We start from the raw sequence: 25,682 nt of genomic DNA, 5'->3' as shown, positions 1-25,682 counted from the left end.
AGATGAAAAAGATATTGGTAGTTGACGATGAGACAGACGTTAAAGATTTATTTCTACAGCGGTTCAGAAAGGAAATTCGCAAAGGCGACTTAGATTTCATGTTTGCCTTTTCCGGCGAAGAAGCGCTAGAAAGGCTTAAAAATATGGACCATGGAGCAATTTTGATATTAAGCGATATTAATATGCCGGGAATGAGTGGTTTCGAATTGCTGGAGCGGATAAAAACAAAGTATGTTGCGCCTCCACCAGTGGTTATGATGGTTACTGCATATGGAGATGACGAAAATTTCAAAACTGCCCAAAAATTAGGAGCGGATGATTTTTTAACGAAGCCTTTAGATTTTAATCTACTGAAGGAGAAACTGAGAGCCAATTGATCATTTCATGAATACTGATCAGAAAATACGAAGTTGCAAAAGTGACATTTTTGAAAATGAGCAGCCATACGTAGATCAGTTTTCCTAAGCGGTTTCCTGAAGTAGCAGCTCAAGAAACTCACGGGCTTGCTGCAGATTTCCGACTTTTTGTTTAATCAAAATTAAAAAGCGTGGTGATTGCTTCATCGTGATTTTCCTTCGCTCAGAATTTTTGCTGACATAATCCATAATATGCTTGAATTGCCTGGATTCAAAATAGCTGGACTGCGCATTACTTAAGAAGTAAGCTCTCAACTTATTTCCCTTCAAAGATAGGCGTTCAAAACCCAGCTTCTTACATAACCATCGCACCCTTAAGCCATCCATTAATTCGAGCAGTTCTTTGGGTATAGGGCCGAAACGGTCAGCAATCTTATCCTGAAACTTCTTAAGTTGTTCTTCATTTTCGAGTAAATCTAATTGTGTATAGATTCGCAATCTTTCCTGGATGTTATTAATGTATTCGTCCGGGATGAGCATCTCGATATCCGTTTCGATTTCAACGTCACGAACATAGGTCCTTTCTTTATCCAATGTTTCTTTGAAAACGTCTTTATATTCGGTCTCTTTTAATTCCAAAACAGCTTCTTCCAATATTTTTTGATACGTCTCGTAACCGATATCGGATATAAAGCCGCTTTGCTCGCCACCGAGTAAGTTTCCTGCTCCCCTGATGTCCAGATCCTTCATAGCAATTTCAAATCCCGACCCCAGATCCGAAAATTCTTCGAGCGTTTTCAACCGCTTGCGGGCTTCCGGAGTTAACACAGATAAAGGTGGTGCAAAAAGGTAGCAGAAAGCTTTCTTATTTGATCGACCGACCCGGCCTCTGAGTTGATGGAGGTCGCTCAGTCCAAATTGATGCGCATTGTTGATGATGATGGTGTTTGCATTTTCGATATCCAGCCCGGTTTCAATAATATTGGTGCAAACCAGCACGTCATATTTTCGATCAATAAAATCCAGCAGGGTTTTTTCCAACTGCTTTGATTCCATCTGACCATGAGCCATAGCAACATCGGCTTCCGGCACCAGTCGACGGACCATCGCCGTGATATCAGGAAGTGATTTTACCCGATTGTGAACGAAGAAAACCTGCCCGCCTCTGTTGTACTCGTAATAAATGGAATCTTTGATGGTTTCATCATTGAAAATTCGACGCTCGGTGTGAATAGGCTGTCGGTTAGGAGGTGGTGTTTTAATAATGGAAAGGTCACGAGCTGACATCAATGAAAATTGCAATGTTCGCGGAATGGGCGTAGCTGTCAATGTTAGTGTGTCGACATTGACCTTCATATTTCTAAGCTTTTCCTTAGCTGCTACTCCAAACTTTTGCTCTTCATCAATGATAAGCAGCCCCAAATCCTTAAATCCTACCTTCTTATTCAACAACCCATGGGTTCCAATCACCAGGTCCAGTTCACCACTCTTCAGCTTTTCGAAGATTTCATTCTTTTCCTTGGTACTTCTGAAACGGTTCACGTAATCTACTGAAACTCCAAATTCCTTGAGTCGGTCATCGAACGTCTTATAGTGTTGTAAAGCAAGTATCGTTGTTGGAACAAGTACCGCAACCTGCTTGCCTCCGACCACAGCTTTAAAAGCTGCTCTCAGGGCAATTTCGGTTTTACCAAACCCTACATCTCCACAGATTAGCCGGTCCATTGGATTTTCCATCATCATGTCTTCCTTCACATCCGCAGTTGCTTTTTCCTGATCAGGTGTATCTTCATAGATAAATGATGCTTCTAATTCATTTTGGAGATATCCATCTGGTGGGAAAGCATATCCTTTTGCTGCTTTTCGTTGTGCATAAAGTTTGATGAGTTCTCTGGCAATATCCTTGACCTTTTTCTTAGTCTTCGCCTTCATCTTTTTCCACGCATCACCTCCGATTTTGCTAAGCCGAGGTGGAGTTCCGTCTTTACCGACGAATTTGGAAATTTTATGAAGTGAATTGATACTGACATAAAGGATGTCGTTGTTCAGATACTTGAGGCGAACCGATTCCTGGACATGACCATTGATGTCTATTTTTTCAAGCCCCGAATACTTACCAACACCATGGTCAATGTGAGTCACATAGTCGCCTGGCTTCAATTCACGAAGCATTTTGAGATTCATGGCTTGCTCCTTCGTGAAGCCTTTTCTCAGCTTATATTTATGAAAACGATCGAAAATCTGATGATCGGTGTAGACCGCTATTTTAAGATCATTATCGATGAAACCTTCATGCAATGAAATATTAATGGGAAACCAAGCCATTTTGGCATCGAGATCGTCAAAAATGCTGTAGAATCGCTCGATTTGTTTTTTATTTTCGGCAAAAACAAAGTTGGTCAATCCTTTCCGTTCGTTACCCTCCAGATTTTCAATTAATATTTTAAAGTTTTTATTGAAGGCGGGTTGAGGACTGATATTATAGTTGATTTCAGCGTCTAATGCTAGGTCAATGTGCGGTTTTTTCAAAAGAATGGTATGAAATTTTTCTATTTCATCCAGGGTTTGATCCGGCAGAATGAATGCGCGTTCTTTAAAAAGCTGTTCTAATTCATTGGTATCATCAATACCTTTTAAAGAATTTGCAAAGTCAATACACTTTTCAAAACTGGTTTGTATTTTATCTAAAAAGACCTCCATGTCTTGAATCCAAACACTCGTGTTTTGATCAAAGACTTCGAATAAACTGACTTTATCATCTTTGGTAAATTCGGAATTGACATTTGGTATAATCGATATTTCTTTGATATTTCTGATCGACAATTGAGTTGTCGGATTGAAATTCCTGATACTTTCGATATCGTCGTCAAATAACTCTATTCTATAGGGCCATTCATTTCCGTATGAGAATATATCGACAATTCCTCCCCTAACCGAGAATTGTCCTGGCTCATAAACAAATTCTTCGTGCGTAAATCCGTATTCTACCAGAATTTCAATAATGGTGTCTGGATCAAGTTTTTCACCTACCTTAATTTCTATCTTCTGCTCTGCCAAAAGCTGTGGTGAGACGACTTTCTCAAAGACCGCTTCCGGGTAAGTGATGATAAAATGTCCTTCAGCTTTAGAAAGAAGTATCTTATTGATGGCTTCGGTTCTTTGAAGCACATTACTTTTATTCAACTCTTCAAACCTCAAGGGCCTGCTAAAAGAATCGGGAAAAAAGTGAATGGTTTTGTTTTCGAATAAATTAGAAAGGTCGTTTTGCAAATAGGCGGCTTCTTCCTTTGTATTAGCAATATAAATATGATTTCCTTTAGCAATTTCATACGTTCCTGCCAGGACAAAGCTATCCACTGCTCCGATAAATCCATTGATCAATATCCTTTTCGGAGTATCAGAATCTACCAATTCTGAAATATGTTTCGTCCGCTCATCCTCTCGGTAGCGACCGAGCAGGGTATTCATGTTTTCCACGGCGCAAAGATATAATTTTTAAGTATTTTAGTAGATTGAATAAAATGAACCACACATGGAAGAGAAAAAAAATAAAGTAGAAGAGCCTCCAGTATCCTATGACGGTTCTTATACTTATGGTGATTACCTGAAATTTGAGTTTGATGAGATGGTAGAACTGATCAGGGGGAAAATCTTTCGAATGAGTCCTGCGCCAAAGACCAAACATCAAAATGTAGCGGGCAATCTTCATGGCATGATGTGGAAATTTTTTAAGAAGAAAAAATGTGAGGTATTCATAGCGCCATTTGATGTGATTCTTCCAATCCCTAATCGAAGACCAGGAAAATCTTCCGATACAGTGGTACACCCTGACGTTTGTGTGATTTGCGATCCTGAGAAAATACAGGAAAACGGTTGCTTTGGAGCACCCGACTTTATAATTGAAGTCATATCTCCGCATACTACCAAGAAGGATATTCAACTTAAATATGAAATTTATGAAGAGTCTCTGGTCAAAGAATATTGGGTAGTCTACCCTAAAGATGAGCATGTCAGTGTATATTTATTGCAGGAAGGGGCCTATGGCAGGCCAATGGTATATGAACACAAAGATTTAATTAGACCTGAGATATTTCCAGAACTTGAAATAGATCTTGCTGAGGTTTTCGAAGTAGAGGAGGATGATTTTGAATATGGAGAAAGACTTTAAGAAATTTCCGGGGAAAGTATTGCTATTTGGCGAGTATGTGGTCATCAATGGAGGAGACGCGCTTGCAGCTCCTTTAGGAAATTTTGGAGGAAGTTTGAAGTTCAGAAATGCTTTTCAGGAAGATAATTTATCACCCTTCATCCAGTATCTCGGAGCTTTGCCAAATATTTTTTTAAAGCAAGATCTGCTGGAGCAAATGGAATTTGACAGATTGGTCTTCGATTCTGATATCCCGATAGGATACGGAGCTGGAAGTTCAGGTGCTTTGACGGCGGCAATATTTGATGCCTTCGTTGAAACCTTTGAAGGAACTTTACAAGAAGCACTGGCATCGATGGAAGATTTTTTTCATGGATCAAGCTCAGGACTGGATCCGTTGATTTCGTATACTGGAAAAGCCACCGGAGAAATTCATCCGTTGGCAATGGAACATTTCTACTTGTTGGATACAGGAATATCAAGGAAAACCGCTCCACTGGTGGAAATATTTAGACAGAAGAATTTGAATACAGATGATTTAGAAGAGTACAATCAGAATGCTATACATGCCATATCCAACTATGATTTTGCTTTATTGAAGGAATCAATAGAGCAGATATCACTGTTTCAATACGAGCATTTTCAGGAAATGATTCCCGATGCGTTTCGTTTGATCTGGAAAGAGGTCATGGGTGATTCGCTGTTAAATATTAAATTGTGTGGAGCAGGTGGAGGAGGATTTCTACTTATGTTTTCAAATACCAGGGAATACATTGAAGAATGGGCCCGCGAAAAAAAGCTGGATCTCATAAAAATTAAAACATTGACCTAAACCTTTTCCCACAAACTGTCAGCAAATAATTTCTGACTATCCAAAAAGTTTTCGATAAAGCGAAAGCCTGATTGCTTTGCTAAATCCGCTATTTCTTCCAAGGTGTATTTCTTTGACAATTCGGTGTGGATCAATTCATTTTCTTCAAATTCAAATCCATTGACACATTGTTTTTCAAGACTCACTATACAGCTCCTCACCTCTCCGTTATTCGGATTGTAAAACGGATAAAAATCAAATTTATCAAGATCGAAATCCATACCAAGTTCACGGTTCATCCTCTTTAGAAGATTTAGATTAAAACGCCTGGTGATTCCCTGTGAGTCATCGTATGCAGATAGAATCGTACGAGGGTTCTTGACAATATCAAAACCTACCAGCATTTTGTCACCTGATTGTAAATATTTTCCAAATGTCTGCATCAGCTTCATCGCACCATCTTTTTCATAATTACCAATGTTGGATCCCAAAAACAGAAACAGGGCGGGTTTTTTTCGGGAAGGCAGTTCGCTTAGTACCTTAAAATAATCACCCACCAGTGGCTGTATCTTTAAGTTGGGGAGCTTTAGGCGCAAGTTCTTTTCTAGATGCTTTATGGCTTCTCCGGAAATATCTATTGGTCTATAATGCACATCCAGGTCTTGACCTTTTAAGTAAGCCAATAGTTCAAAAGTTTTTTTCCCATCTCCGGCACCGAGTTCTATTACTGAAAATTCTTCTCCAAAGTCCAACCTTTCAACAATGGCATCAGATTGTTTGGTCAATATTTCCCATTCGGCATTGGTTAAATAGTATTCCGGCATATTCATGATCTCCTGGAAAATCCGTGATCCTTCATCATCATAGAAGTATTTTGACGATAGCCTTTTTGGTTGAGAAGTCAATCCTCTTTCTACATCTTTTTCAAATTCACTTTTTGCTGTCATTTTTTCCAGGTGCTTTGATTTTACTTCAATGGTTGATGTCATATACTAGTGTTTATCCGCTAATCTGATTCCGAATACCTGCCATCTCGAAGAGGCGTGAAAAAAATTGCGATAGGTTTTTCTGCTGTGCCCAGGTGATGTCGCCTGAGAAGCTCCCCTTAAGACCATTTGATTGATCATAAATTTTCCATTATACTCTCCCAATGCTCCTTCTGCAGTTTTAAAGCCGGGATAGGGGAGATACGCACTATTGGTCCACTCCCATCGTTTTCCCCAATCCAGCTGATCAGCTGATACTTCCCATTCAAACTCTGTAGGTAATCTTCTGTCTTGCCATTCTGCAAAAGCTGCGGCCTCATATAGAGAAATATGGGCAAGCATTTGCTTAGGTTCCACTACTTTTAAACCCTGTAAAGTATAGTTTTGCCATACTCCATCCACTTTATGCCAGTAAAGCGGCGCTTTAATGTTGTTTTCATTGACCCATGCCCAACCTTCATCAAGCCATAAGTTCGAAGTTTGATACCCACCATCTTTAATAAATTCAAGATAATCAGCATTGGTCACCAGGTAGTTATCCAGCTTGCATCGATGCAGGTAAGTCTTGTGCACGCCTTTTTCATTATCATAATGAAAATCTTCTCCTTGATAGCCAATGTCGTAGACCCCTTCACTGATCTCTACTTTTCCTGAGGATTCATTGATAGCATTGATTATTGAGAACTGTTCATTGTAAACCGGAAAGATAGGATTTCCACTTAAGGTATGCTTCAGATCTGTGATCAAAAGTTCTTGATGTTGTTGTTCGTGATTAAGTCCCAAAGTGATCAAAGCTTTATAATCATCGTTCTTAAGGAGAGATTCCATCGCCTTGTCTACATATGCTCTATAGTCATATACTTCCTGAACACCTGGTCGTGTGATATTACCTCTATCTGCCCTGAAAATACGGTCTCCTGCTGCATTGTAGTAGCTATTAAAAAGGAAGCTAAAATCTTTATGGAATGGTTTATAGTTACTAAGATTTGGTTCCAGAACGAAGGCTTCAAAAAACCATGTAGTATGAGCTAAGTGCCACTTGGGAGGACTGGCAAATATGACAGGTTGCGGAACATAATCTTCCAGTTGCAGCGGTTCGCACAAATGTTCAGTGTATTGTCGTACGTCCTGGTATTGTCGTTGAATATCGGTCATGAATTAATATAACAACATATCCTCACCAGGGTTCGGTGGAAAAAGTTTAAAAAAATCAGCATTGCGGTAACAGTAAATGATTTTTTCCTACTAATAGAAGGGATTATCAAGCGAAGCCTGGTACTAATGATTAAATTTTACCAGCACGAATTGAAGATAAAGCTTATTAAAATTAATTTTGATCATGCAAAATCAAGAAGCGGAATTAGCAGAAGCATACGCGCTCCATACCAATCAAAACTTTTTTCTGACAGGCAAAGCCGGGACAGGTAAGACCACTTTATTAAAGCGGATATTGGATAAAAGTGATAAGAACACAGTGGTGGTGGCTCCTACTGGTGTGGCTGCGATTAATGCTGGGGGCTCTACGATTCATTCCATGTTTGGTTTTCCGCTCAAGATTTTCGTACCCAGTTTTGAGAAAGTGGATATGAATCGGGCTACCAACAGGGCCTTATTGAAAAACCACCTGCGCTACCGTGAAGATAAACGAAAAGTCATCCAGGAACTGGACCTCTTAATCATCGATGAAATTAGCATGGTTAGAGCTGATTTGCTGGACGCTATTGACTATGCATTGAAATACACCAGGAAAAATCAATGGCCATTTGGTGGCGTACAGGTAATCGTGATAGGAGATTTATTCCAGTTGTCACCCATTGCCAGAGAACAAGATTGGGCCATCCTCAGAAACCATTATCAAAGCCCATATTTTTTTCACTCGAAAATATGGCAGGAATGCAATCCTTTTCTTATTGAACTAAAAAAAGTTTATCGTCAGGAGCAACAGGATTTTATCGACGTTCTTAATAAAATCAGGAATGGTCATGTCGACAAACAGGTCATGCATACCTTAAACCAAAGGTACGAACCCGACTTTACCACAGAAAAGAGTGAAACCATCGTCCTAACCACTCATAATGCGACGGCGGATGATATTAACCTCAAGGCTTTAAATGCATTGGATGCGAAAGCCAGAAAATACAAAGCGGAGATAGATGGCAATTTTTCAGAATCTTCGTTCCCTATTGATGAAGTTTTGACTTTGAAGAAGGGTGCTCAAATCATGTTTATCAGGAACGATATGGAAGAAGGAGCTTACTACAATGGTAAATTGGCAAGAATAGAAAGCATTGGGCATGAAGATATTAAAGTCAAATTTCTGGATGAGGATCGCAGTTATTACATTAAAAAAGTAAAGTGGGAGAACAAAGTTTATTCACTGGATCAAGAAACCAATGAAATAAGTCAGGAAGTGGTGGGTTCTTTTACCCAATATCCTGTTAGACTTGCCTGGGCCATCACCATCCATAAAAGCCAAGGATTAACTTTCGACAGGGCCGTCATTGATATCGGTAATGCGTTTGCAATGGGCCAGTCCTATGTGGCGCTAAGCAGATGTACAAATTTAGAAGGGATGGTATTAACTTCCAAATTAAACCCGCGTAGCGTCAAAGTCAATCCCCAAATTCAGCAGTATTATCAGACTGCCCCCGAATTAAATGTATTGAAAACTCATTTGCAGAAAGCTAAGAATTTATATGCCTTACAAAAGATTCGAAGAGCATTCACCCTTGCTTACCTTAAGGATGATCTGGATGAATGGCAGAAAGTGATGCAGACTAAAACCATTCCTGAAAAAAATAAAGCAGTCAAAACCTTAATGAATATTTCTCAGAGCCATCAAAAAATGGCCAGTATAGCACATACTTTTCAAGCACAATTAGATCACCTTTTTAAGACTTACAAGGAGACTGAAGATTCATCGCCCATCGTACAGCGAAGTAGAAAAGCCATTGCTTTTTTTTCAGAGGAAATATTTCATCAACTCATTGTACCCGCTTTCGAACACATTTCTCTATATGCCAGGAAAAAAGGGACCAAGGCCTATATTAAAGTTTGTCGAAATATGTTAAAAAGCTTTTGGGCCAGCCTAGAACGCTTATATAAGTTGAAATTCGAGGGCCAGAAAATCTGGGAAGGTAAAGAATTGACAAAAGAGGACTTGCCAGCTTACGATGATGATATGACCAGTGCTGCCATGATAGAAGGAAATACTTTTGAAATCACACTGGAAATGCATAGAGCAGGAGCTTCCATAGAAGAAATTGCAGCGCAAAGGTCAATGGCAACTTCCACCATAGAAGGCCATATTGCTAAATGGATAAAGACGGGCCAGATCGATATATACAAAGTCATGAACAAGATCAAGGTTGGGAAAATTCTGAAAGGGATGGAAGCTGAAAATGAGCGTAGACTTAGTGTTCTGAAAAGTAAATTAGATTTTGATGTAAGTTATGCTGAACTCCGTTTTGTAAATGCATATGAACAGTCTAAAATGGGGGAAAAGAATTGAAGGAAACGACGGTTTAGTCAATGATCATATTTTATTGACTCTTGCTTTTTTCCCTTTCACCTTTTGACCATTTACCAATTGACAAACTTGATCTATCTTTTCAGATTTAATGGCTGCCAGGGAATGGTTTTCTTTGACTTCTACCAAACCCAACTCATCTTGTCCAAGCTTTCCAATCTTGGAGAGAAATCCGACAATGTCAAACTTCCGTATCTTGTCTCTTCTGCCCCGATTGATTTTCAGGGTCTGCCAGTCACTTGAATTCAAGTCTGGAAAAGTATTTTTCGCCTCATAGGTTGGAATGTTATCTGGTATAAAAGAGGGATTTACTTCTTCCTTGTGGATGATTAGATAAACCTCGCCCTGGGCATCCATTCTGGCCGTTCTTCCATTCCGATGAATAAAGGCTTCTTCGTCAATGGGCATATGATAGTGGACAATGTTTTGCACTTTCGGAATATCCAGTCCACGACCAGCCAGATCAGTGGTCACTAGAATCTTTATGGAGTGGTTCCTAAATTTACTCAATACGGTTTCTCTTTGCTCCTGATCAAGTCCTCCATGAAAAACTTCACTACGAATACCTATTAAGGTAAATTCCTCATGTATTCTCTGAGCACTTTCACGAAAATTCACAAAAACAAAGGTTGATTCTCTCCCGATATCTTCGATCAACTGTTTGAGCGCGGGCAATTTATCTTTCTGTGAAGAGATCACTTTCCAATATTGAATGCCCTGAGTTCTTCGCGTTTGAATATAATCCAAACGCTGAGGATTCAACAGGGGAAGGAATTCAGGAAGATCTATGGCTTCTGTAGCAGAAGTCAGAATGTACTGAGGCTTATATTTCAAGAATTTTACGACAGATTCCATTTGATCATGAAAGCCCATTTCCAGGATTTTATCAAACTCATCCAGGACCAAAAGTTTAACATTTTCTGGGTTGATGTTCTTTCTCTCCATATGATCAAGTATTCTTCCCGGTGTTCCCACCACCACTGACGGTCCGGTTTGCAACGCAGTCTTCTCGAATCTAATGGGATGCCCTCCATAACAGCAGGTGGTATTCAGACCAAGTGCCAAAGTATGGATGACATTGTGAATTTGCAATGCCAACTCGCGTGTAGGTGTAATGATTAGAAGCTGCGGATTTGCTTTGTCATTTTCAATTTTGGAAAGTAAGGGTAGCAGAAACGCAAGGGTTTTTCCTGAACCGGTAAGAGATAGCAAAATAGTATCTAGCCCTAGAGGGATGATCTCGAAGGCTTTCTCCTGCATTTCATTAAAGGCCGATATATTGAATTTCTGTTGAGCTCTTGAGAAAATGTCCATTTCAGAATATAGGACTATTCCTCTTCCTCTTCATAAGAATCTATCGCATATTTTGAAAAGTGTTGTTTTTTAGGTCCGACGCGAAACTTTTTCTTGCTCTTTTTTTTGGACTGAGGTTTCAATGCATCGATGTCAGACTCCAGTCGATCACGGAATTTCTTTGTTTGTTTCATTTTTTAAGTAAACCAAATTGATAAATTACCAGCTAAGTTATATGAAAGTGCAAAAACACGCAAATATATCTCACAAATAACATTCTACATTAGACAAGCACATTTGCTTAGTATTCATAAACAGCTTTATTTGTGTAAGTTAGGTGACAAAAGTAGGGGTCGCACAATCAATAGTTGTCTCAATAAACGTACCTAAATGAGAAAATGATAAAGCCTTATGAAGTAGGCTTGTCATTATTGCCAGATGACTTAATTTGATGTTTGGCAATGATATTGGTGAAAACCAAGCTATTTAATTCCGGACATGAGCAAAAGTGTTTGAGTCCAACCTATCAGTGATCCATCTTACCTGGAACGGGATCATTGAATTTTTTAACACTAGTTTTTAACATCCTTAATAATGAGATCTATTCTAAAAAGTCTAATGGCTATAGGCTTCTATTTGCCATTTATTAGTCTTTTATTTTTCAATCCAACTTCAATTATCGCACAATCGTGTACCGGTCAGGAATACATACTTGACTTTGAAAAGAAACCCGATGGGAGTGATTTTAGCGTCGGAGAAGTCCTGACCGACCAGTATGCAGAGTATGGGATTATATTTTCCTCCAGAAATGCGGATGGTACCATCAACACCAATAATCCTTTGGTTTTATTTGATTCCTCTGATCCGGATTTTGGAGCTGATCTTCCTAATGATAATTCGAATGGTGATTGTGACTTAGGAACTCCTTCCTATAATTGCACAGCGAGAACAAACGCTGAAGATGATGCCAATGATTGTGATGGAGCATATCCAGGTGAAGGTGGAGGTACCAACCCCGGAGGTCAGACCAACTGTGATGCACTAGGTAGGTTATTAATTTTTGAAGAACATTTTAGGGATGCCTACATCAATAGCACCATTGGCAGTGGAAATCCTGTGCTGGGCAGTGACGGATTCGATGATTCCCCTGATGATAAAAGCAATGGAGGAATTCTACAGATAGACTTTGATAATCCATTTGATTTGACCCAACTTGGATTTGTAGATGATGCTGCAGGTGATTTTACGGTGACTAGGTCAGATGGTTCTCAGCAAGTGATCACATTTACGGCCAACGACGATAATGATACAACCTTGATTAATCTTAATATTCAAGATGTAGTCAAAATCGTTTTTCATCAAGATGCATCTGGGGCCATATCTTCTTTAAGATTCTGCGATAATGTTACAGGTGAAATCGGAGATCAGCTATTTATTGATGCCAATAAAAATGGTGTATATGATCCCTCGAATGGTGATTCACCTATTTCAGATGTAGAAGTGATTTTAACTTATCCGGATAACAGTACAGCCACTACAAGTACAGATGCACAAGGTCTTTATCTTTTTGAAAATTTGCGAGGTGGTACTTACAACGTTGAGGTGAATGTCTTAGACCCGGACTTTCCTGAAGATCATTATGCTACTGTTGATGCAGACGGATTGTCCACTCTCAATCGATCCACCGTTACGATAGCAGACCAGGAATCAAATTTAGAACAAGATTTTGGCTATGCGCCATTTTCAACCATATGTAGTGCGGAATCTTCATCTGGAAACCTGGATTGGGATGCTGCCACCTGGACGACCGGTTCCACTTCTAAGTCATTTACTTTTGGCAACACAATTCTTGATGTTGAGGCCAGTTTGTCTGAAAGTAGTTTTTCTGCTAACTATCCCATTCTTAGTAATCAATTTAATCAAGCAGGAGGACTTACAGGTAACGGAAATGCTTTGGTATTAAGAACCGAAGGAGCTTCCACGATCACTTTAAAGTTAACATTTGGATATGAAGTGAGCAACCTGCAATTTTCAATATTTGATATTGACTTAGCTGACAATGTGGACATTACCAGCAATAATGGCACGCCAACAGGACTCACTTATGAAAATAATGCGCCTACCTATCAGATTAATGATTTATCTTCTGCTGAGGGGTTAGGAGTGAACAGCAGTAATCACCCCAGTGGAACACTCAATGTTTTATTCGAACAGGCTGTGGAAATGGTCACCATTACCTATAGCAGGAATGCAAGTGTTTTCTTCGGGCTGGGCGACATCAATGCATGTACGATCATACCGGCTTCTCTGGGAGATACCACATGGGTTGACGAGAATACTAATGGAATTTATGACAATGGTGAAATGGGGCTTGAAAATGTGAAGGTAACTTTACTTAATTTAGATGGATCAACAGCAGAGAAAGATATATTAGGAAATGCAATCACACCCTTATTTACTGCTTCAGATGGAAGCTACCTTTTCACCAACTTGATTCCGGGATCATATTTACTGGCTTTTGAATCGCCAGATGGATTCGAATTAACGAGTTCTAATTCAGGAACAAATGATAAGAAAGATAGTGATGCGGATGTAATAACCGGAAGGACGTCCAGCTATTCCTTGAATTCTGGTGAGTCCGATATGAGTGCAGATGCTGGGTTTGTACAAGCAGCGGTACCTGTTGAACTGATATCCTTTGAAGGAAAAGCGCAAGGATCCTATAACGTATTAAACTGGATCACGGCAAATGAAATAAGCAATGATTATTTTGAAATACAAAAGGCGACTAAAGGTGAAGATGAATTTCAAAGCGTCGGCAGAGTCAGCGGACAAGGTAGTTCTCTAAGCTCAGTTCCCTATGAATTCATAGATCGCTCACCGGTAAGTGATATACAATTCTATAGATTAAAACAAGTAGATTTTAATGGTCAATTTGAATACAGTCATGTGGTATCCATTTCAAGAAAGGATAGGTTGTCTAAATTGACTTTATCTCCAAATCCCGCTACAGACCAGATTAGTGTTTCTTTGGGTGAAAGACTAAGCACGAATGGTGATATAAAAATTTATAATGTCAATGGTCAAATGATCAGAGCCATTAAAGTGGATTCAGGATCAGAACTTATTTCTATCGATTTAAATGGGTTTGTTCCCGGTCAATACATTTTGGATTTTAGAAGTAATACATTGGCATTCAAAGAGAACTTTATCATAGTAAGATAAGTCAGGTGATTTCAATTTTTTAGTTGGTGCTGAAGCAAAGTGATGTTTCAGCACTTTTTTTATTTAGTGCAGTCAAGGAATTGAGAAATCTTTGTATTATTGATTTTATCACTAATTTCTGACCAATGTATGTAAAAAGGGATATCAGCTGGAAGATTATATGGTCTTTTGCCTGGAAGCGAGTGGTTTTCTTTATCATTTATGGCATTGTGGTGGTTTATGCTTATCACTTTTTCGAGCATCAGGGAGTCAATGTAGGCATCCCTTTTTTGCCCATTAGTGTGATAGGTATCGCAGTAGCCTTCTATGTAGGATTTAAAAATAATCAATCTTACGACCGCTTCTGGGAAGCCAGGAAAATATGGGGTGGAATCGTGAATTATAGCAGAACCTGGGGCAATCAGGTTACCAGCTACGTTACAGACATGTATGCTACAGAACCAGTCACCAGGGAGGAAATTAAAAACATACGCAAATGTTTGATTTATAGACATATCGCCTGGATGAATGCACTTCGCCTTCAACTAAGAATGCCTCAAAGTTTTAGTGCGAAAAGAAGTCATATGTCCAGCACCGTTTACAAGGGAAGGCCTGGGGGAGAAGACTGGAAGCGTGACGTAGGACCTTTCCTTCGAAATATGGAAGAGGTTGATGAATTAAAACAAAAAAAGAATCCGGCGACACAGATCATCAGAATGCAGGGCCAGCATCTCAAAAATCTGATGCGCAGGAGAATCATTGAAGATTTCAGGCATATGGATATGATGCACAGTCTGGAGGAATTTTATAATCTTCAAGGAAAATGTGAACGGATCAACAATACACCATTACCACGACAGTACTCCTTTTTCAGTAAAGTGTTTATTTGGATTTTTATTTTAATTCTTCCTTTTGGTTTGGTTACAGAATTTTCAGCAGTAGGTCATCATTACATTTGGCTTACAGTGCCGATTTCGGTTTTAATTTCCTGGATATTTTTCACAATGGAAACGGTAGGGGATAGCAGTGAAGATCCTTTTGAGAATTTCATCAACGATGTCCCAATGACAGCCTTGTGCAGAACGATAGAAATAGACATGAGGGAAATGTTGGGCGAAACAGATTTGCCTCCAAAAATAGAAGCGGAAGATGGAGTATTGATGTAAAAGAAGCCCGCACCGCTGCAAGCTTCTTTTGACTAAGTTATTTTTAATATAAAAATTCTAGCGCTACCCTATCGTAAAAACCAAACTCTCCATCTTCATTGGATGAAAAGCATGCCAACATGACAGAATTACTATCATAACCCGTTGGTGTGCCTGGAATATGTACTGCTCCATCAGGACCTGCACTTTCGCCGGATTGTCCACAAGATTGTCTGCTGAACCAGTCCGTGTGCCTTAAACCTACCGCGTGACCCATTTCATGCGTAATCACATGTTCTACTGTATTAGTATCATAATTATCCATTCCTGAAAATATCTGTATCCATTTATATGGATTACCACCTGATGGAAAACCTGCCACTCCACCTGCTTGACCGTTCGGGATTCTATATACCACCATTTCATAAGGTTGATAATTGGTCGTATAAGTAAGTGAGAAATTAAGTCCTGTATTCAGTGCATTATAATTATTGACTGCCCAGGACAATGCGGTTCTCATTTTGTTAGAAAGGCCATATCCTCCACCACCAGTGTATCCACACACTGTAATGGTCTGATTGTTCGAAACGAGGTTATTCGTACGGTATTGCCTTTCATTTAATTCCTGGTCAAACGGAACAAAGTTTTTAATCATTTCTTCCAATTGTTCAGGAGTAAAGACGATGTCATTTTCTACCTTAAAAACCTCATCAGTTGTCCCATCAGGATAAGTAATTTCATCCACCACCATATCATCAATATTAAAGAAGAGGCCCTCTACTTTGTCTTTCACTTCCTCCGTTACCTGAAGTGAGTCCGATTGCTCAAATTGATCTTTGGAACAGGATGAAATTAAAACCATGAAAAATGCCATCGCCATAGCTGACGTTAAAAAATTTGAAAATTGCATAAATTGTAATTTAAAAGTTTAAAAAATAGGATCTCATGTCAATACCTGGGTGCGGTATTGGATTAAACTTTTAGGTAGTAAGTGGGTGATCATGTGTCTAGACATGCGTAATGTAATAATTAAAATGAAATCACACGAAAAGAAAGTAAAACTTTTTGTTGTAAATTGTTATGTACAACACAGGTTTTAAGTAATTTTTCTTTGTAATTCTTTTAATCTGCAGAATAATGATCCGTTCTTATGCTGGCTATGCAACCCTGGTCAGATCGATTACGTCTATAAAGAAAAAACTTTTGTTATGAATAAAATCAACTTTATCATCGCTATACTAATGGCGGCCTCATTTCATTTTTCAACCGCTCAGAGGGTAAGGGGAGAAGGACCAGTTGTTGAAAAGACTATTGAGCTGGATGAATTCTCGAACATTGGACTGGGTCTGTCCGCTAATGTTTATCTGACTCAGGGCAACAGGCAATTAGTCAAAATAAAAGGACAGCAAAACATCATCGACCTGATCGAAAAGGATGTGGATGGAGACTCGTGGGAAATTAGCTTTCCTGATAAGGCCAAGGTTTCCAACTATGATAAATTAGAAATTTATATTACAATTCAGGAGCTGGAGGGTTTAAATATCGGAGGCTCAGGGTCAATACTTGGACAAAATAAATTTAAAAATTTAAATGATCTCAAACTCAATATAGGTGGTTCTGGAAGTATTGGATTAGAGTTAGATGGAGCGGATGTGACTTGCAATATTGGAGGTTCTGGTAGTATAAAATTAGCCGGTACAGCGGAAAGCATGGATGCCAATATCGGCGGATCAGGTTCTGTGAAGGCCATTGACCTAAAAGTTCAAAAAGCTAAGGTGAATACAGCTGGTTCCGGATCGGTGTCTATAGATGTCTCCGATGAATTGTCAGCAACCATTGTAGGAAGCGGTGGTGTTCAATATAAGGGAAATCCTAAAATAAATCAGAATGTAATGGGTTCAGGTAGAATTAAAGCTTATTAAGGACATAATTGGTCCCAGAATTTCATTTTGGGACCTATTTTCTTCCATCCACACTGTACTCAAAGTAGAGCTCCTTTTCAAATGTCTGCCCACCTCTAGTTAACTTGGTAGGTTTAGGCTTATCCAGATCTTTCTCGAATTCTAATTTTTCTTTGTCATTCATTCTTTGTTGAGCCTTTTTGATCTGCGACTCCAGTGTTTCCTGTTGATTAAAGTCGTAAAAGATTTCATCCTCACTGACAAGGATGAGTCTTCCTTTGGTTCGTTTCAACAGTTCCTTAATGATTTGCCGATTCGGCATGGTGCTTTTCCAGCCATTGCTAATGTTTGAAAAATCTAAGGTAGCCATGGCCACCAGATCTTCATGCGTCATCATTTCAAGGCCAAGTGAAGCCGCTGTACCATTGTGTGATAAGTGATGGGCAACTTTATAAAATACAGTACGATTTAGCAGCTTTTCTGTGGTTAAATCTGGGACGGGCCATTTAATTTTATGCCAACTTTCCCAACTACCAAATTCCGCATCCCCGGGAAAAAGCATCACTTTTCCACTTTCTTCGAATTCGATGGCCAGTGCCAGGCTTAAATTATTCGTCAAACTATTCATGCGCAAAGCAAGATTGCCGGCACTAAATAGCCAATTGTAGTCAATCTTTCGCCATTCCTGGCCTACAGCATTGTAAACATTCTCCGTGTTGGGAACTTCTAGAGTTTCCTTTTGTAGTTTATCATTTTCTACCAAGAATTCTCTGTCGAAAGGCAGTAGATGGTCTTCCAAAGGTCCATTCTTATTTCTCAAAATAGCTAAGGAAAACAGCTCATTGTCCTCAATGTCTTTATTGTGATCGTAGCTTTCGCCCGCCTTACCATGCTCTTTTTTTACCTGTTCATATACGTTTGGAGGTCCCAGGACGTAAAAGTGGATGCCCTCCAGATTGTTTAAGTTTCGGATGATCTCTCCCTGCTTGCAATATCGGATGCTTTTAACATTAAGTTGGTTTTTAATGACTTCCATCCCTTTCAATGCACCTTTGTACACTCCGCCTGAAACATGCAAATCAGAAAAGCCATTGAGCACCTCCGAAAATTGGAACCTTGCATCATACATGGCATTTTCCATATAATTTCCAGCTAGGCTCATTTGCATACTTCCATCAGCGAGGCGATCACTAACCGCCATTGCTGCCAAGTGTAGTGCCTTTTTCTTATCGCCAAATTTTTCTTTCCACTCTTCGACATCTTTATCGCCGTCTTCTTCTGTCCATCCGAACCACAGTTGATTGATTTCTAAATCTTTAAAGGTAGATTTGCACCTGTCGAACATTAAAACATGATCTCGATGCTCGTGAGTGATAACCAATAAATCTAGTTTGCCATCGCAGGCTTCCATTATATTTTCAGCAAACGGTCTTAGGTACTCCTCTGATCCCTGCCAAACACCGCCGTCGATCATCATTGTAAACTTTCGCGCTCTGCCGGCATAAAATTTTAACAAAAAACAATCACCTGTTCCCGCTCTGTACATTCTTACTTTACATCTGTTAATTTTACTCATGATTCGGTTTTTTTAGTGGTTATGAAGCATGGCGAAAGGTTCGCTGAAATTATTGTTTAGACCAATGCCAAAGTATTTGTTGTACAGACTTCGCTGTTCCATTCCTTCATCAAATTGGTAGCGATACTGGGCTCTTACACGCTCTTCATCTATTATATAGTGTCCCTCCAAAGTGTATTTCTCGACATCAAGGATGGGCTTTGATATGATATATTTGAGGCTGTTCTCATCCAGGTCAAAAAGTAGGGTACAACCTCCATAAATGATAAAACCGTTGTTAGGCTGTACATCTATATCCGGGACGAAATGACCTACCTGACCATTTTCCTGAATATAAACGCCTGACTTTTGGAAAATAGAAAAAACCACTTGATTTAATAAGTTGCCATCGGGCCCCACTCGCGATATCAGTCTCAAGTTTTGTATGGAGAATTGTGGAAAATAAAAGTTGTCATCCGTTTTAATGCCCAGATTTTCAAAACCAGGATGAAAAGCAAGTCCGGTCATCTCGCTTAAAGCTTCTGTTCCTGGTTCCTCAATTGTGATGGCCCAGCGCTGGTGAAGCCCTTCTATGAGTTGGGTAGGATTGTCGTAGTTTCCCCGAATAAATTTTGTGGTGGTGCGGTAGATTTCCTCCCGATCAGTGATGTATTTAATCTCTTCACCGTATTCTTGCAGATAACCATTGAGGATAGATAAGTAGTTTTTGGTGTTTTCATTGATGTCGATGTTACTCTTGACCAGGTCATTGCTGCCTTCCCTGTCATTGAATTTTATATCGAGCTCCTTTTGCTTTAGAGAATCAATGCTCAGCGTCTTTATTCCAGTGGGATAGATTCCACGTTTGCGAAAAGCATCAATGAAGGCCAATCGATATTCATGATCATCGTTTTTGATCAAATCCATATCAGCAGTAATAATGGCTCTGAGATAATCGCCAAAGGTGATATCTACAGGAGGACAATAATCCAGTGCCCTGATACACATATTCATGACATGCTTAGCAGCTTTGGAGGCTTCCTTTGCCATTCTGTTTACCAGATCTGGATGCAACTCACCTTCGGGCAGAATACCCGTTCCACCAGTAGCGATGCGTAAAAGGTCCGCTACTCTCTTTTTATAAATAGTTAGGAAAGCTTCAAAAATAGCGGCGACAAGGATGCTCCCGCGATGGTGTGGTTCCATTGTTTTTTGATAGTCTTCTGGATTAGGTTTAGTAGCTTCCCACTGTTTTGTTACTGGATTCACTTTGCCGATGGCATCCCGTAAACTCCCATAACCGCCAATGGCTGAGCCGAACTCCTGCGCCAATTGGCCCAATAGGTTCTGGTTTTCAAGGTTGCCACGGGTTTTTGCAATCTGGTGCTTAAGAACTTCGGGAAAAGTAAAATGTTGGAATAATGCCACAATATCAGCGAAAGCTTCATGAAACGCCAGTACATCAGGATTTGTGGGTTCGTTGTAGTGACGAAAAATGCCGTCTAATATGGCATGTGTGACTTCGTGAGCTATGATGTCATGGCTTAAACATGTAAAAACGATCGCATCCGGCATGTGAATATCCGCTGCATTTGCACGAGACTGAAAGTATCCAAATAAGATTGCTTTTTTATGTGGGCTGTAGTAGGCATTGGAAGCCCTCAAAGCATGGGGATAGATCCGTAGTTTATGAACATATTCCTCATACTTTTGTGGGTCACTCAATAGCCTGGTAGACCATATCACTTTTCGACCCAGAGCCTTCTCAAAGTTTTTAATGGTGGTCATGGCTACAGCATAAACCATCTGCTGGTGAAACTTTGGATTAGATTCGCTGGGCCTTATACCATTTTCAACCAAAATATAAGGCTCGTCAAGATCAACCGGTTCATAGTAGCGATCCAGTGTTGGATCATAATCAATTACTTCTATATATGATCCGATGGGCCCCTTTTCTAATTTTTCCCAGGGAAGGGTATATTCCATTTCATTGACCTCTACCGTATCTATTTTGAGCGATAAAGAAGGGTCGAAGGCATATGCCCGCAATTTTCTAAAGGCTGGTTTTCTTGGATTATTTATGTTTTTCATCTTTTGAATTAAGTATCAAAATATCGAAAATTTGTTACCATTTCAAATTGTCGTGCCCGACATATATGAGCATCGAAACCAATTATTTAATGATTGAAAACAACTGGAAGCGACGCATTAGAATAAAATAAATCGTATATAAATTTATTAATTTTAAATTTGTAGACCCATAACATATACCGAGGCCTATCAATTTATTGGTGCAAAAGCCTCATAAAATACATATAATGAAAAAATTCTTTACCCTCCTGGTATGCCTATGTTTGAGCATATCTTTGTTCTCCCAATTTAATTGCGCTACTGCCACAGAACTATGGTGTGGCGAAACTATAGCAGGCAATAATTATCAGAACTGCTATAATACGGTATCCGAAGGTTATTGCGGTACTGATCATGACGAATACACTGGCCGAGAAAAGATCTACTCCTTTGAAGTAAAAGGAAGTGCTAAGACCATTAAGATACTGTTGGCCAATTTAACCGCTGACCTGGACATGTTCTTATTGCGCTCGTGCTCACCAGCCGATTGTGTCGCTAAAAGTACGCATTCCAGTAACTATAATTATGAATACATCAGTGTCACGCTTGATCCCGGTGTTTACTATATCGTGATCGATGGCTGGGCTGGAGCAACCTCTAACTTTTATCTGAAGCTCGACTGTGTGGATAATTCCGGCGAATTGGAATGTGTAGATGCTCAAACCATCAGTTGTGGTCAGTCCATTTCTGATAACACTTCTACTGGAAGCAACAATACAGATGGTCTTTATTGCAATGCTCATGGCAGCTATAATGGGAAAGAAAAAGTTTACGAACTCAACCTGACCTCAACTAAAGAAGTAACCATTATTGCCAGTGGACTTTCTGCTGATTTGGACATGTTTTTATTGAATGCCTGTGACCGAAAGACTTGTGTGGCCGTCAGTGGAAAAGGTAGTACCAATTCAGAAGTGATCAGGAAAACACTTCCGGCCGGCGATTACTACATTGTGCTGGATGGATATCAAGGTGTTCAGTCACCCTTTACACTGAGTGTTAATTGTGATGGCTATGAAACCGTCGACTGTGATGATTTGGTTACCAGTTATTACAGTGGAAATGGGTCCAATCTCAAATTCAACTACAAGTTCAATGCGCAATCTAACCTAGAATTTGTGGCCTGGAAGGTTAATGGGAATACATTGGCCACAGCACCCCATGTACAATTTATCTTTCCCAGTGCAGGTACTTATAATGTATGCGCTGTCTATAAGAACAAGTCGACAGGTCAAACTTTTACCTGCTGCAAAAAGGCTTGCATAAGTGTTCCGACAACTTGTGAGGATATCATTTCGTACCAATATGTCAATGGCATTTACAAGTTGACCATGAATACAAATATGGCCGATGTGACCAATGTAAGCTGGAGAAACGACACGGATGGTGTAGGGATTGACCCTAACAATATGCCGGCCAGTTGCAGAACGCTGACCATTTCTGTCAGATATTACAGCACAGCATCTCAATGTTGGGTCGTTTGTTGTAGAACGATTACCTTCTGTCCACCAAGCTCATGCCAGGATGCCATTACTTCAAGTTACGATGCGAGTAGCAATACCTATAAATTCGATTTTGTTCATCCAAGTGCGACCCATTTAAGGTGGAAATTCGATGAAACAGGCGAAGTGTTGCCAGATGGTGAATTTACGCTTCCTCAAAATTGGACTTGTAAAAACAGAACAGCAACAGTATATTACTATGATACCTACCTAAAAACCTGGAAGGCTTGTTGCAAGAAATTCAATTTGTGTCCACCTCAAAGCTGTGATGGCACTATTGATTATGATTACATCGCCGACGGAAATAAATTTAAGTTTACCTTGAATGTGCAAGGAGCAACAGATGCGGAATGGAGTTTCGTCGAAGATGGAACTGAACTGCCTGATGGTGTTTTTGAATTGCCTGATGACTGGACTTGTAAGGACAGAACTGTCAAAGTGGCTTACTACGATCCTGATTATCAGACATGGAGAGTGTGTACGAAGAGATTTTCTATTTGTCCGCCTGACAATTGTGGAGAAGCCATTCAGTCAGACTATGATGAATCCACAAGAACATTCACCTTCTCACTGGATTTAGAGGGAGCTTCCAATTTTTACTGGAGATTCGATGAAGGAAATGTCCATCTGCCAGGTGGCAAATTTAAAATTCCAACGGGTTGGAAATGCCAGATTTTCACCGTATCTGTTTTCTGGTATGATTCAATTTCTGGTTGTTGGCGAGTATGTTGTAAGAAATTTAATATTTGTCCGCCAATGGATTGCGACGATAATCAACCGACCAGTTCTTTTACAACGGACATCGATGGATCATCCGTAGATTTCACCAATACTTCTACTGATTTTGACAGCGTCTCCTGGGATTATGACGGTGGTGTTGCAAACTCAGAAGGAGGATTCACATACGCTCCTGGGACTTATGAGGTTTGCCTAACCGTTTTCAATGATTGCGGTTCTGATCAGTCATGTAATCAGTTTACCATTGAAGAAGAGGAAGAAGAAAGCAATGCATTGTTATTCAAGATTGATTCAATTGCCTGTAGAACTGCAGGAACTGAAGTGATCATAGATGTAACAACTAGAAATTTTGAAGACATACTTACCTTCAACTTTACGATTCAGGCCTCTGATTCCACTGACATTAAAATAAAGGGTATCGAATCTCTGAATCCACTTTTCGAAAGTGGAAGCAACCGTGTAGTCAGATCAGATCAGGTTCGTTTCTTCTGGTCACACACGGAAGGCCAGAATCTGGAGGATGACGCCTTAATGTTTAGGATTAGAATTTTGCTGGTCAATGCGACCGCTAATCCGATCAGTCTTAAGTTCGTGGATGAACCGGTAGCGACTGAAGCGTTCAATGGTGACTTAGAAGAGGTAGATTTAAAGACCGAGGATGGATCTGTTTGTGCAAGGGAAGCTGCCGGACTGGTTAATATTGGTGGAAAAATTGTGACTCCAGACAGCCAGAGACCTGTGGCCAAAGTGAAAGTAGAGGCCATAAGTGGAGAAACGGATGAGATGATTACAGGGACAGATGGAACTTTCATGATTGAAGAATTGAATTTCGGAGAAAATTATGTATTGAGACCCACTAAGAATTCTGATCCGAATAATGGTCTGAATGCTTTAGATATTGTCACGCTACAAAGGCACATACTTCAAATCAGCACATTAGATTCACCTTACAGTTTGATAGCTGCGGATGTTAATAATGATCAGGTTATCAATGCCATCGATGTCGTCTTGATGCAAAGAATGCACTTACGTGTGATTGATGCTTATCCCAACAATACTTCATGGAGGTTTATACCACAAAGTTATCAGTTTACGACCGACCATCCGCTTACGGAGAATTATCCGACTGAAATTACCTACAATGGTATTGATGGTGATTACATGAATGAGAATTTTTACGGAATTAAAATCGGTGACCTTAATCAATCCAGCGATCCTTTGCGTTCAGCACCTGGAGATACTTTGGAGTTGACTATTGATAGAGTTTTCGCGTCCAGTTCAGATCAAGTTATGATTAATGTTAGGGCCAATGGTTGGGAACAATTAAGCATTCTGGAAGGAACCATTCAGTGGGATTCTCTGGGACTTGAATTTGTCAGTGTCGGAAATTATGGGGTAGAGAACTTTACTGATGATAATTTCGGGCGTCCGAGTGGTAGTAAGGACAAATTGACATTCTACTGGACAGAGCCTCGAAACGAAGGCCAAACTGTACCGGATAGCACCATCATTTTTACCTTGACTTTTGATGTCATCGGAGACGTGGAAACTGAAGCGGCTGTCACCTTCGCGGATAGTCCGTTAGATGTGAGTGCTGCTGATAACGACCTTGAGGCTGTTACAGTTGTGGAGAATGATGGACAGGTGGCCATTTTGGCTCCATTAAATGTGCAAGCCAATGTGAAGGATGTGAGTTGCAAGTTTGGAGACGATGGATTCATTGCACTTGATGTCAGTGGAGCAACCAATAATTACAGCTATTTGTGGAGTAATGACGCCACGACGGATTCGATCGGTGGATTGGGTGAAGGGACTTACGCCTTTACCGTTACGGATATCTTTTCAGGCTTGACGGTTGAAGATTCAATAAGCCTCATCAGCCCGAATCAGTTGACCATTGAATTAAAAGACGTCACATCTGATCCGGATTCCCTGGCGACAGTAGAGACATCAGTTTCCGGAGGTATACCACCATATGCTTATTTGTGGAGCACGGGAGCAACGACAGATTCGTTAATCAATGTGGAAAATGGAACCTATGACGTGACTGTGACTGACCAAAACGGATGCGAAGTACGAGGTTCAATAGAGGTAGATATCATGTCAGTATCCATTCCTGTCATAGATGTCATTGGCTTTAATGTTTTCCCAAATCCGACGGTGGATAAAATTAATGTAACCATTGAGGAAGGTTTGGACAGCAATATAAAGAGCTGGACGATATTTAATGTGTTGGGTGAAAAGGTAAATGAAGGAACTTTAACCAAGGATGTCAAAACTTTTGATATCAAATTGGGTGGACATTCACCGGGATTATATTACCTAAAACTGGGTGATCACTCTGTACCGATTTTATTGATCCGATAAATTAAGAATGGATCATCTTCA

The 25,682-nt window shown here is 39.9% G+C and carries 16 protein-coding genes; 8 read left to right on the top strand and 8 right to left on the bottom strand.

The genetic code is table 11. The annotated features are described in order from the left end of the window. Positions 1-2 precede the first annotated feature (2 nt). Entirely contained in the window at positions 3-377 is a 375-nt protein-coding gene (locus L2567_RS12000; RefSeq protein WP_235298020.1) for a response regulator, read from the top strand. Positions 378-461: 84 nt separating this feature from the next. On the opposite strand, the gene mfd is transcribed toward L2567_RS12000, so the two are convergent. Then, the gene (gene mfd, locus L2567_RS11995) at positions 462-3,824 is read right to left on the bottom strand and encodes a transcription-repair coupling factor (protein WP_235298019.1); all 3,363 of its coding nucleotides are present in this window, start codon (positions 3,822-3,824) and stop codon (positions 462-464) included. Between the two features lie 64 nt (positions 3,825-3,888). On the opposite strand from mfd, the gene L2567_RS11990 reads away from it, so the two are divergent. Continuing rightward, positions 3,889-4,524, top strand: a complete 636-nt coding sequence (locus tag L2567_RS11990; protein ID WP_235298018.1) for a Uma2 family endonuclease — start codon at positions 3,889-3,891, stop codon at positions 4,522-4,524. Continuing rightward, positions 4,508-5,335 (top strand): mevalonate kinase family protein, encoded by an 828-nt coding sequence (locus tag L2567_RS11985; protein WP_235298017.1) that lies wholly within the window; start codon positions 4,508-4,510, stop codon positions 5,333-5,335. Before L2567_RS11990 ends, L2567_RS11985 begins: the two co-directional genes overlap by 17 nt. Here the strand turns inward: L2567_RS11985 and egtD are convergent. Both egtD and egtB read right to left on the bottom strand, forming a co-directional pair. Then, positions 5,332-6,303: an L-histidine N(alpha)-methyltransferase gene (gene egtD / locus L2567_RS11980; RefSeq protein ID WP_235298016.1), complete on the bottom strand. Its 972-nt coding sequence runs from the start codon at positions 6,301-6,303 to the stop codon at positions 5,332-5,334. The two genes, L2567_RS11985 and egtD, sit on opposite strands and share 4 nt — an antisense overlap. A gap of 3 nt (positions 6,304-6,306) precedes the next feature. Continuing rightward, positions 6,307-7,455, bottom strand: coding sequence for an ergothioneine biosynthesis protein EgtB (gene egtB / locus L2567_RS11975; RefSeq protein ID WP_235298015.1), 1,149 nt, complete (start codon positions 7,453-7,455; stop codon positions 6,307-6,309). 184 nt (positions 7,456-7,639) lie between these two features. Here egtB and L2567_RS11970 point away from each other — a divergent pair, with 184 nt between their 5' ends. Continuing rightward, positions 7,640-9,811: a helix-turn-helix domain-containing protein gene (locus L2567_RS11970; RefSeq protein ID WP_235298014.1), complete on the top strand. Its 2,172-nt coding sequence runs from the start codon at positions 7,640-7,642 to the stop codon at positions 9,809-9,811. Positions 9,812-9,835: 24 nt separating this feature from the next. Here the strand turns inward: L2567_RS11970 and L2567_RS11965 are convergent, their stop codons facing one another. Continuing rightward, positions 9,836-11,143 (bottom strand): DEAD/DEAH box helicase, encoded by a 1,308-nt coding sequence (locus L2567_RS11965; protein WP_235298013.1) that lies wholly within the window; start codon positions 11,141-11,143, stop codon positions 9,836-9,838. 14 nt (positions 11,144-11,157) lie between these two features. Then, positions 11,158-11,316, bottom strand: coding sequence for a hypothetical protein (locus tag L2567_RS11960; protein WP_235298012.1), 159 nt, complete (start codon positions 11,314-11,316; stop codon positions 11,158-11,160). 400 nt (positions 11,317-11,716) lie between these two features. On the opposite strand from L2567_RS11960, the gene L2567_RS11955 reads away from it, so the two are divergent. Next, entirely contained in the window at positions 11,717-14,347 is a 2,631-nt protein-coding gene (locus L2567_RS11955; RefSeq protein WP_235298011.1) for an SdrD B-like domain-containing protein, read from the top strand. 125 nt (positions 14,348-14,472) lie between these two features. After that, positions 14,473-15,492 carry a bestrophin family protein gene (locus L2567_RS11950; RefSeq protein WP_235298010.1) on the top strand — a complete coding sequence of 340 codons (1,020 nt, stop codon included), beginning with the start codon at positions 14,473-14,475 and terminating at the stop codon, positions 15,490-15,492. A 43-nt stretch (positions 15,493-15,535) separates the two neighbouring features. On the opposite strand, the gene L2567_RS11945 is transcribed toward L2567_RS11950, so the two are convergent. Continuing rightward, positions 15,536-16,381, bottom strand: coding sequence for a M57 family metalloprotease (locus L2567_RS11945; RefSeq protein ID WP_235298009.1), 846 nt, complete (start codon positions 16,379-16,381; stop codon positions 15,536-15,538). 298 nt (positions 16,382-16,679) lie between these two features. Here L2567_RS11945 and L2567_RS11940 point away from each other — a divergent pair, with 298 nt between their 5' ends. After that, positions 16,680-17,393, top strand: coding sequence for a head GIN domain-containing protein (locus L2567_RS11940; protein WP_235298008.1), 714 nt, complete (start codon positions 16,680-16,682; stop codon positions 17,391-17,393). A gap of 34 nt (positions 17,394-17,427) precedes the next feature. Here the strand turns inward: L2567_RS11940 and L2567_RS11935 are convergent, their stop codons facing one another. Together L2567_RS11935 and L2567_RS11930 are read right to left on the bottom strand one after the other, a co-directional pair. Then, the gene (locus L2567_RS11935) at positions 17,428-18,948 is read right to left on the bottom strand and encodes a ComEC/Rec2 family competence protein (RefSeq protein WP_235298007.1); all 1,521 of its coding nucleotides are present in this window, start codon (positions 18,946-18,948) and stop codon (positions 17,428-17,430) included. Between the two features lie 12 nt (positions 18,949-18,960). Then, entirely contained in the window at positions 18,961-21,018 is a 2,058-nt protein-coding gene (locus tag L2567_RS11930) for a gluzincin family metallopeptidase (protein WP_235298006.1), read from the bottom strand. Between the two features lie 227 nt (positions 21,019-21,245). Between L2567_RS11930 and L2567_RS11925 the strand changes: the two genes are divergently transcribed. Next, positions 21,246-25,661 (top strand): pre-peptidase C-terminal domain-containing protein, encoded by a 4,416-nt coding sequence (locus L2567_RS11925; protein ID WP_235298005.1) that lies wholly within the window; start codon positions 21,246-21,248, stop codon positions 25,659-25,661. Positions 25,662-25,682 lie beyond the last annotated feature (21 nt).

The organism is Portibacter marinus (assembly GCF_021533195.1).
Classification (GTDB): Bacteria; Bacteroidota; Bacteroidia; order Chitinophagales; family Saprospiraceae; genus Portibacter; species Portibacter marinus.
This window is presented reverse-complemented; position numbering and strand designations above follow the sequence as displayed.

Bases quoted from the DNA above. Each gene is read 5' to 3' on its own strand.
- L2567_RS12000 (WP_235298020.1), top strand. From the start codon at position 3: ATGAAAAAGATATTGGTAGTTGACGATGAGACAGACGTTAAAGATTTA.
- L2567_RS11940 (WP_235298008.1), top strand. From the start codon at position 16,680: ATGAATAAAATCAACTTTATCATCGCTATACTAATGGCGGCCTCATTT.
- mfd (WP_235298019.1), bottom strand. From the start codon at position 3,824: ATGAATACCCTGCTCGGTCGCTACCGAGAGGATGAGCGGACGAAACAT.
- L2567_RS11985 (WP_235298017.1), top strand. From the start codon at position 4,508: ATGGAGAAAGACTTTAAGAAATTTCCGGGGAAAGTATTGCTATTTGGC.
- egtD (WP_235298016.1), bottom strand. From the start codon at position 6,303: ATGACATCAACCATTGAAGTAAAATCAAAGCACCTGGAAAAAATGACA.
- L2567_RS11955 (WP_235298011.1), top strand. From the start codon at position 11,717: ATGAGATCTATTCTAAAAAGTCTAATGGCTATAGGCTTCTATTTGCCA.
- L2567_RS11950 (WP_235298010.1), top strand. From the start codon at position 14,473: ATGTATGTAAAAAGGGATATCAGCTGGAAGATTATATGGTCTTTTGCC.
- L2567_RS11965 (WP_235298013.1), bottom strand. From the start codon at position 11,143: ATGGACATTTTCTCAAGAGCTCAACAGAAATTCAATATATCGGCCTTT.
- L2567_RS11925 (WP_235298005.1), top strand. From the start codon at position 21,246: ATGAAAAAATTCTTTACCCTCCTGGTATGCCTATGTTTGAGCATATCT.
- L2567_RS11930 (WP_235298006.1), bottom strand. From the start codon at position 21,018: ATGAAAAACATAAATAATCCAAGAAAACCAGCCTTTAGAAAATTGCGG.
- egtB (WP_235298015.1), bottom strand. From the start codon at position 7,455: ATGACCGATATTCAACGACAATACCAGGACGTACGACAATACACTGAA.
- L2567_RS11960 (WP_235298012.1), bottom strand. From the start codon at position 11,316: ATGAAACAAACAAAGAAATTCCGTGATCGACTGGAGTCTGACATCGAT.
- L2567_RS11945 (WP_235298009.1), bottom strand. From the start codon at position 16,381: ATGCAATTTTCAAATTTTTTAACGTCAGCTATGGCGATGGCATTTTTC.
- L2567_RS11935 (WP_235298007.1), bottom strand. From the start codon at position 18,948: ATGAGTAAAATTAACAGATGTAAAGTAAGAATGTACAGAGCGGGAACA.
- L2567_RS11970 (WP_235298014.1), top strand. From the start codon at position 7,640: ATGCAAAATCAAGAAGCGGAATTAGCAGAAGCATACGCGCTCCATACC.
- L2567_RS11990 (WP_235298018.1), top strand. From the start codon at position 3,889: ATGGAAGAGAAAAAAAATAAAGTAGAAGAGCCTCCAGTATCCTATGAC.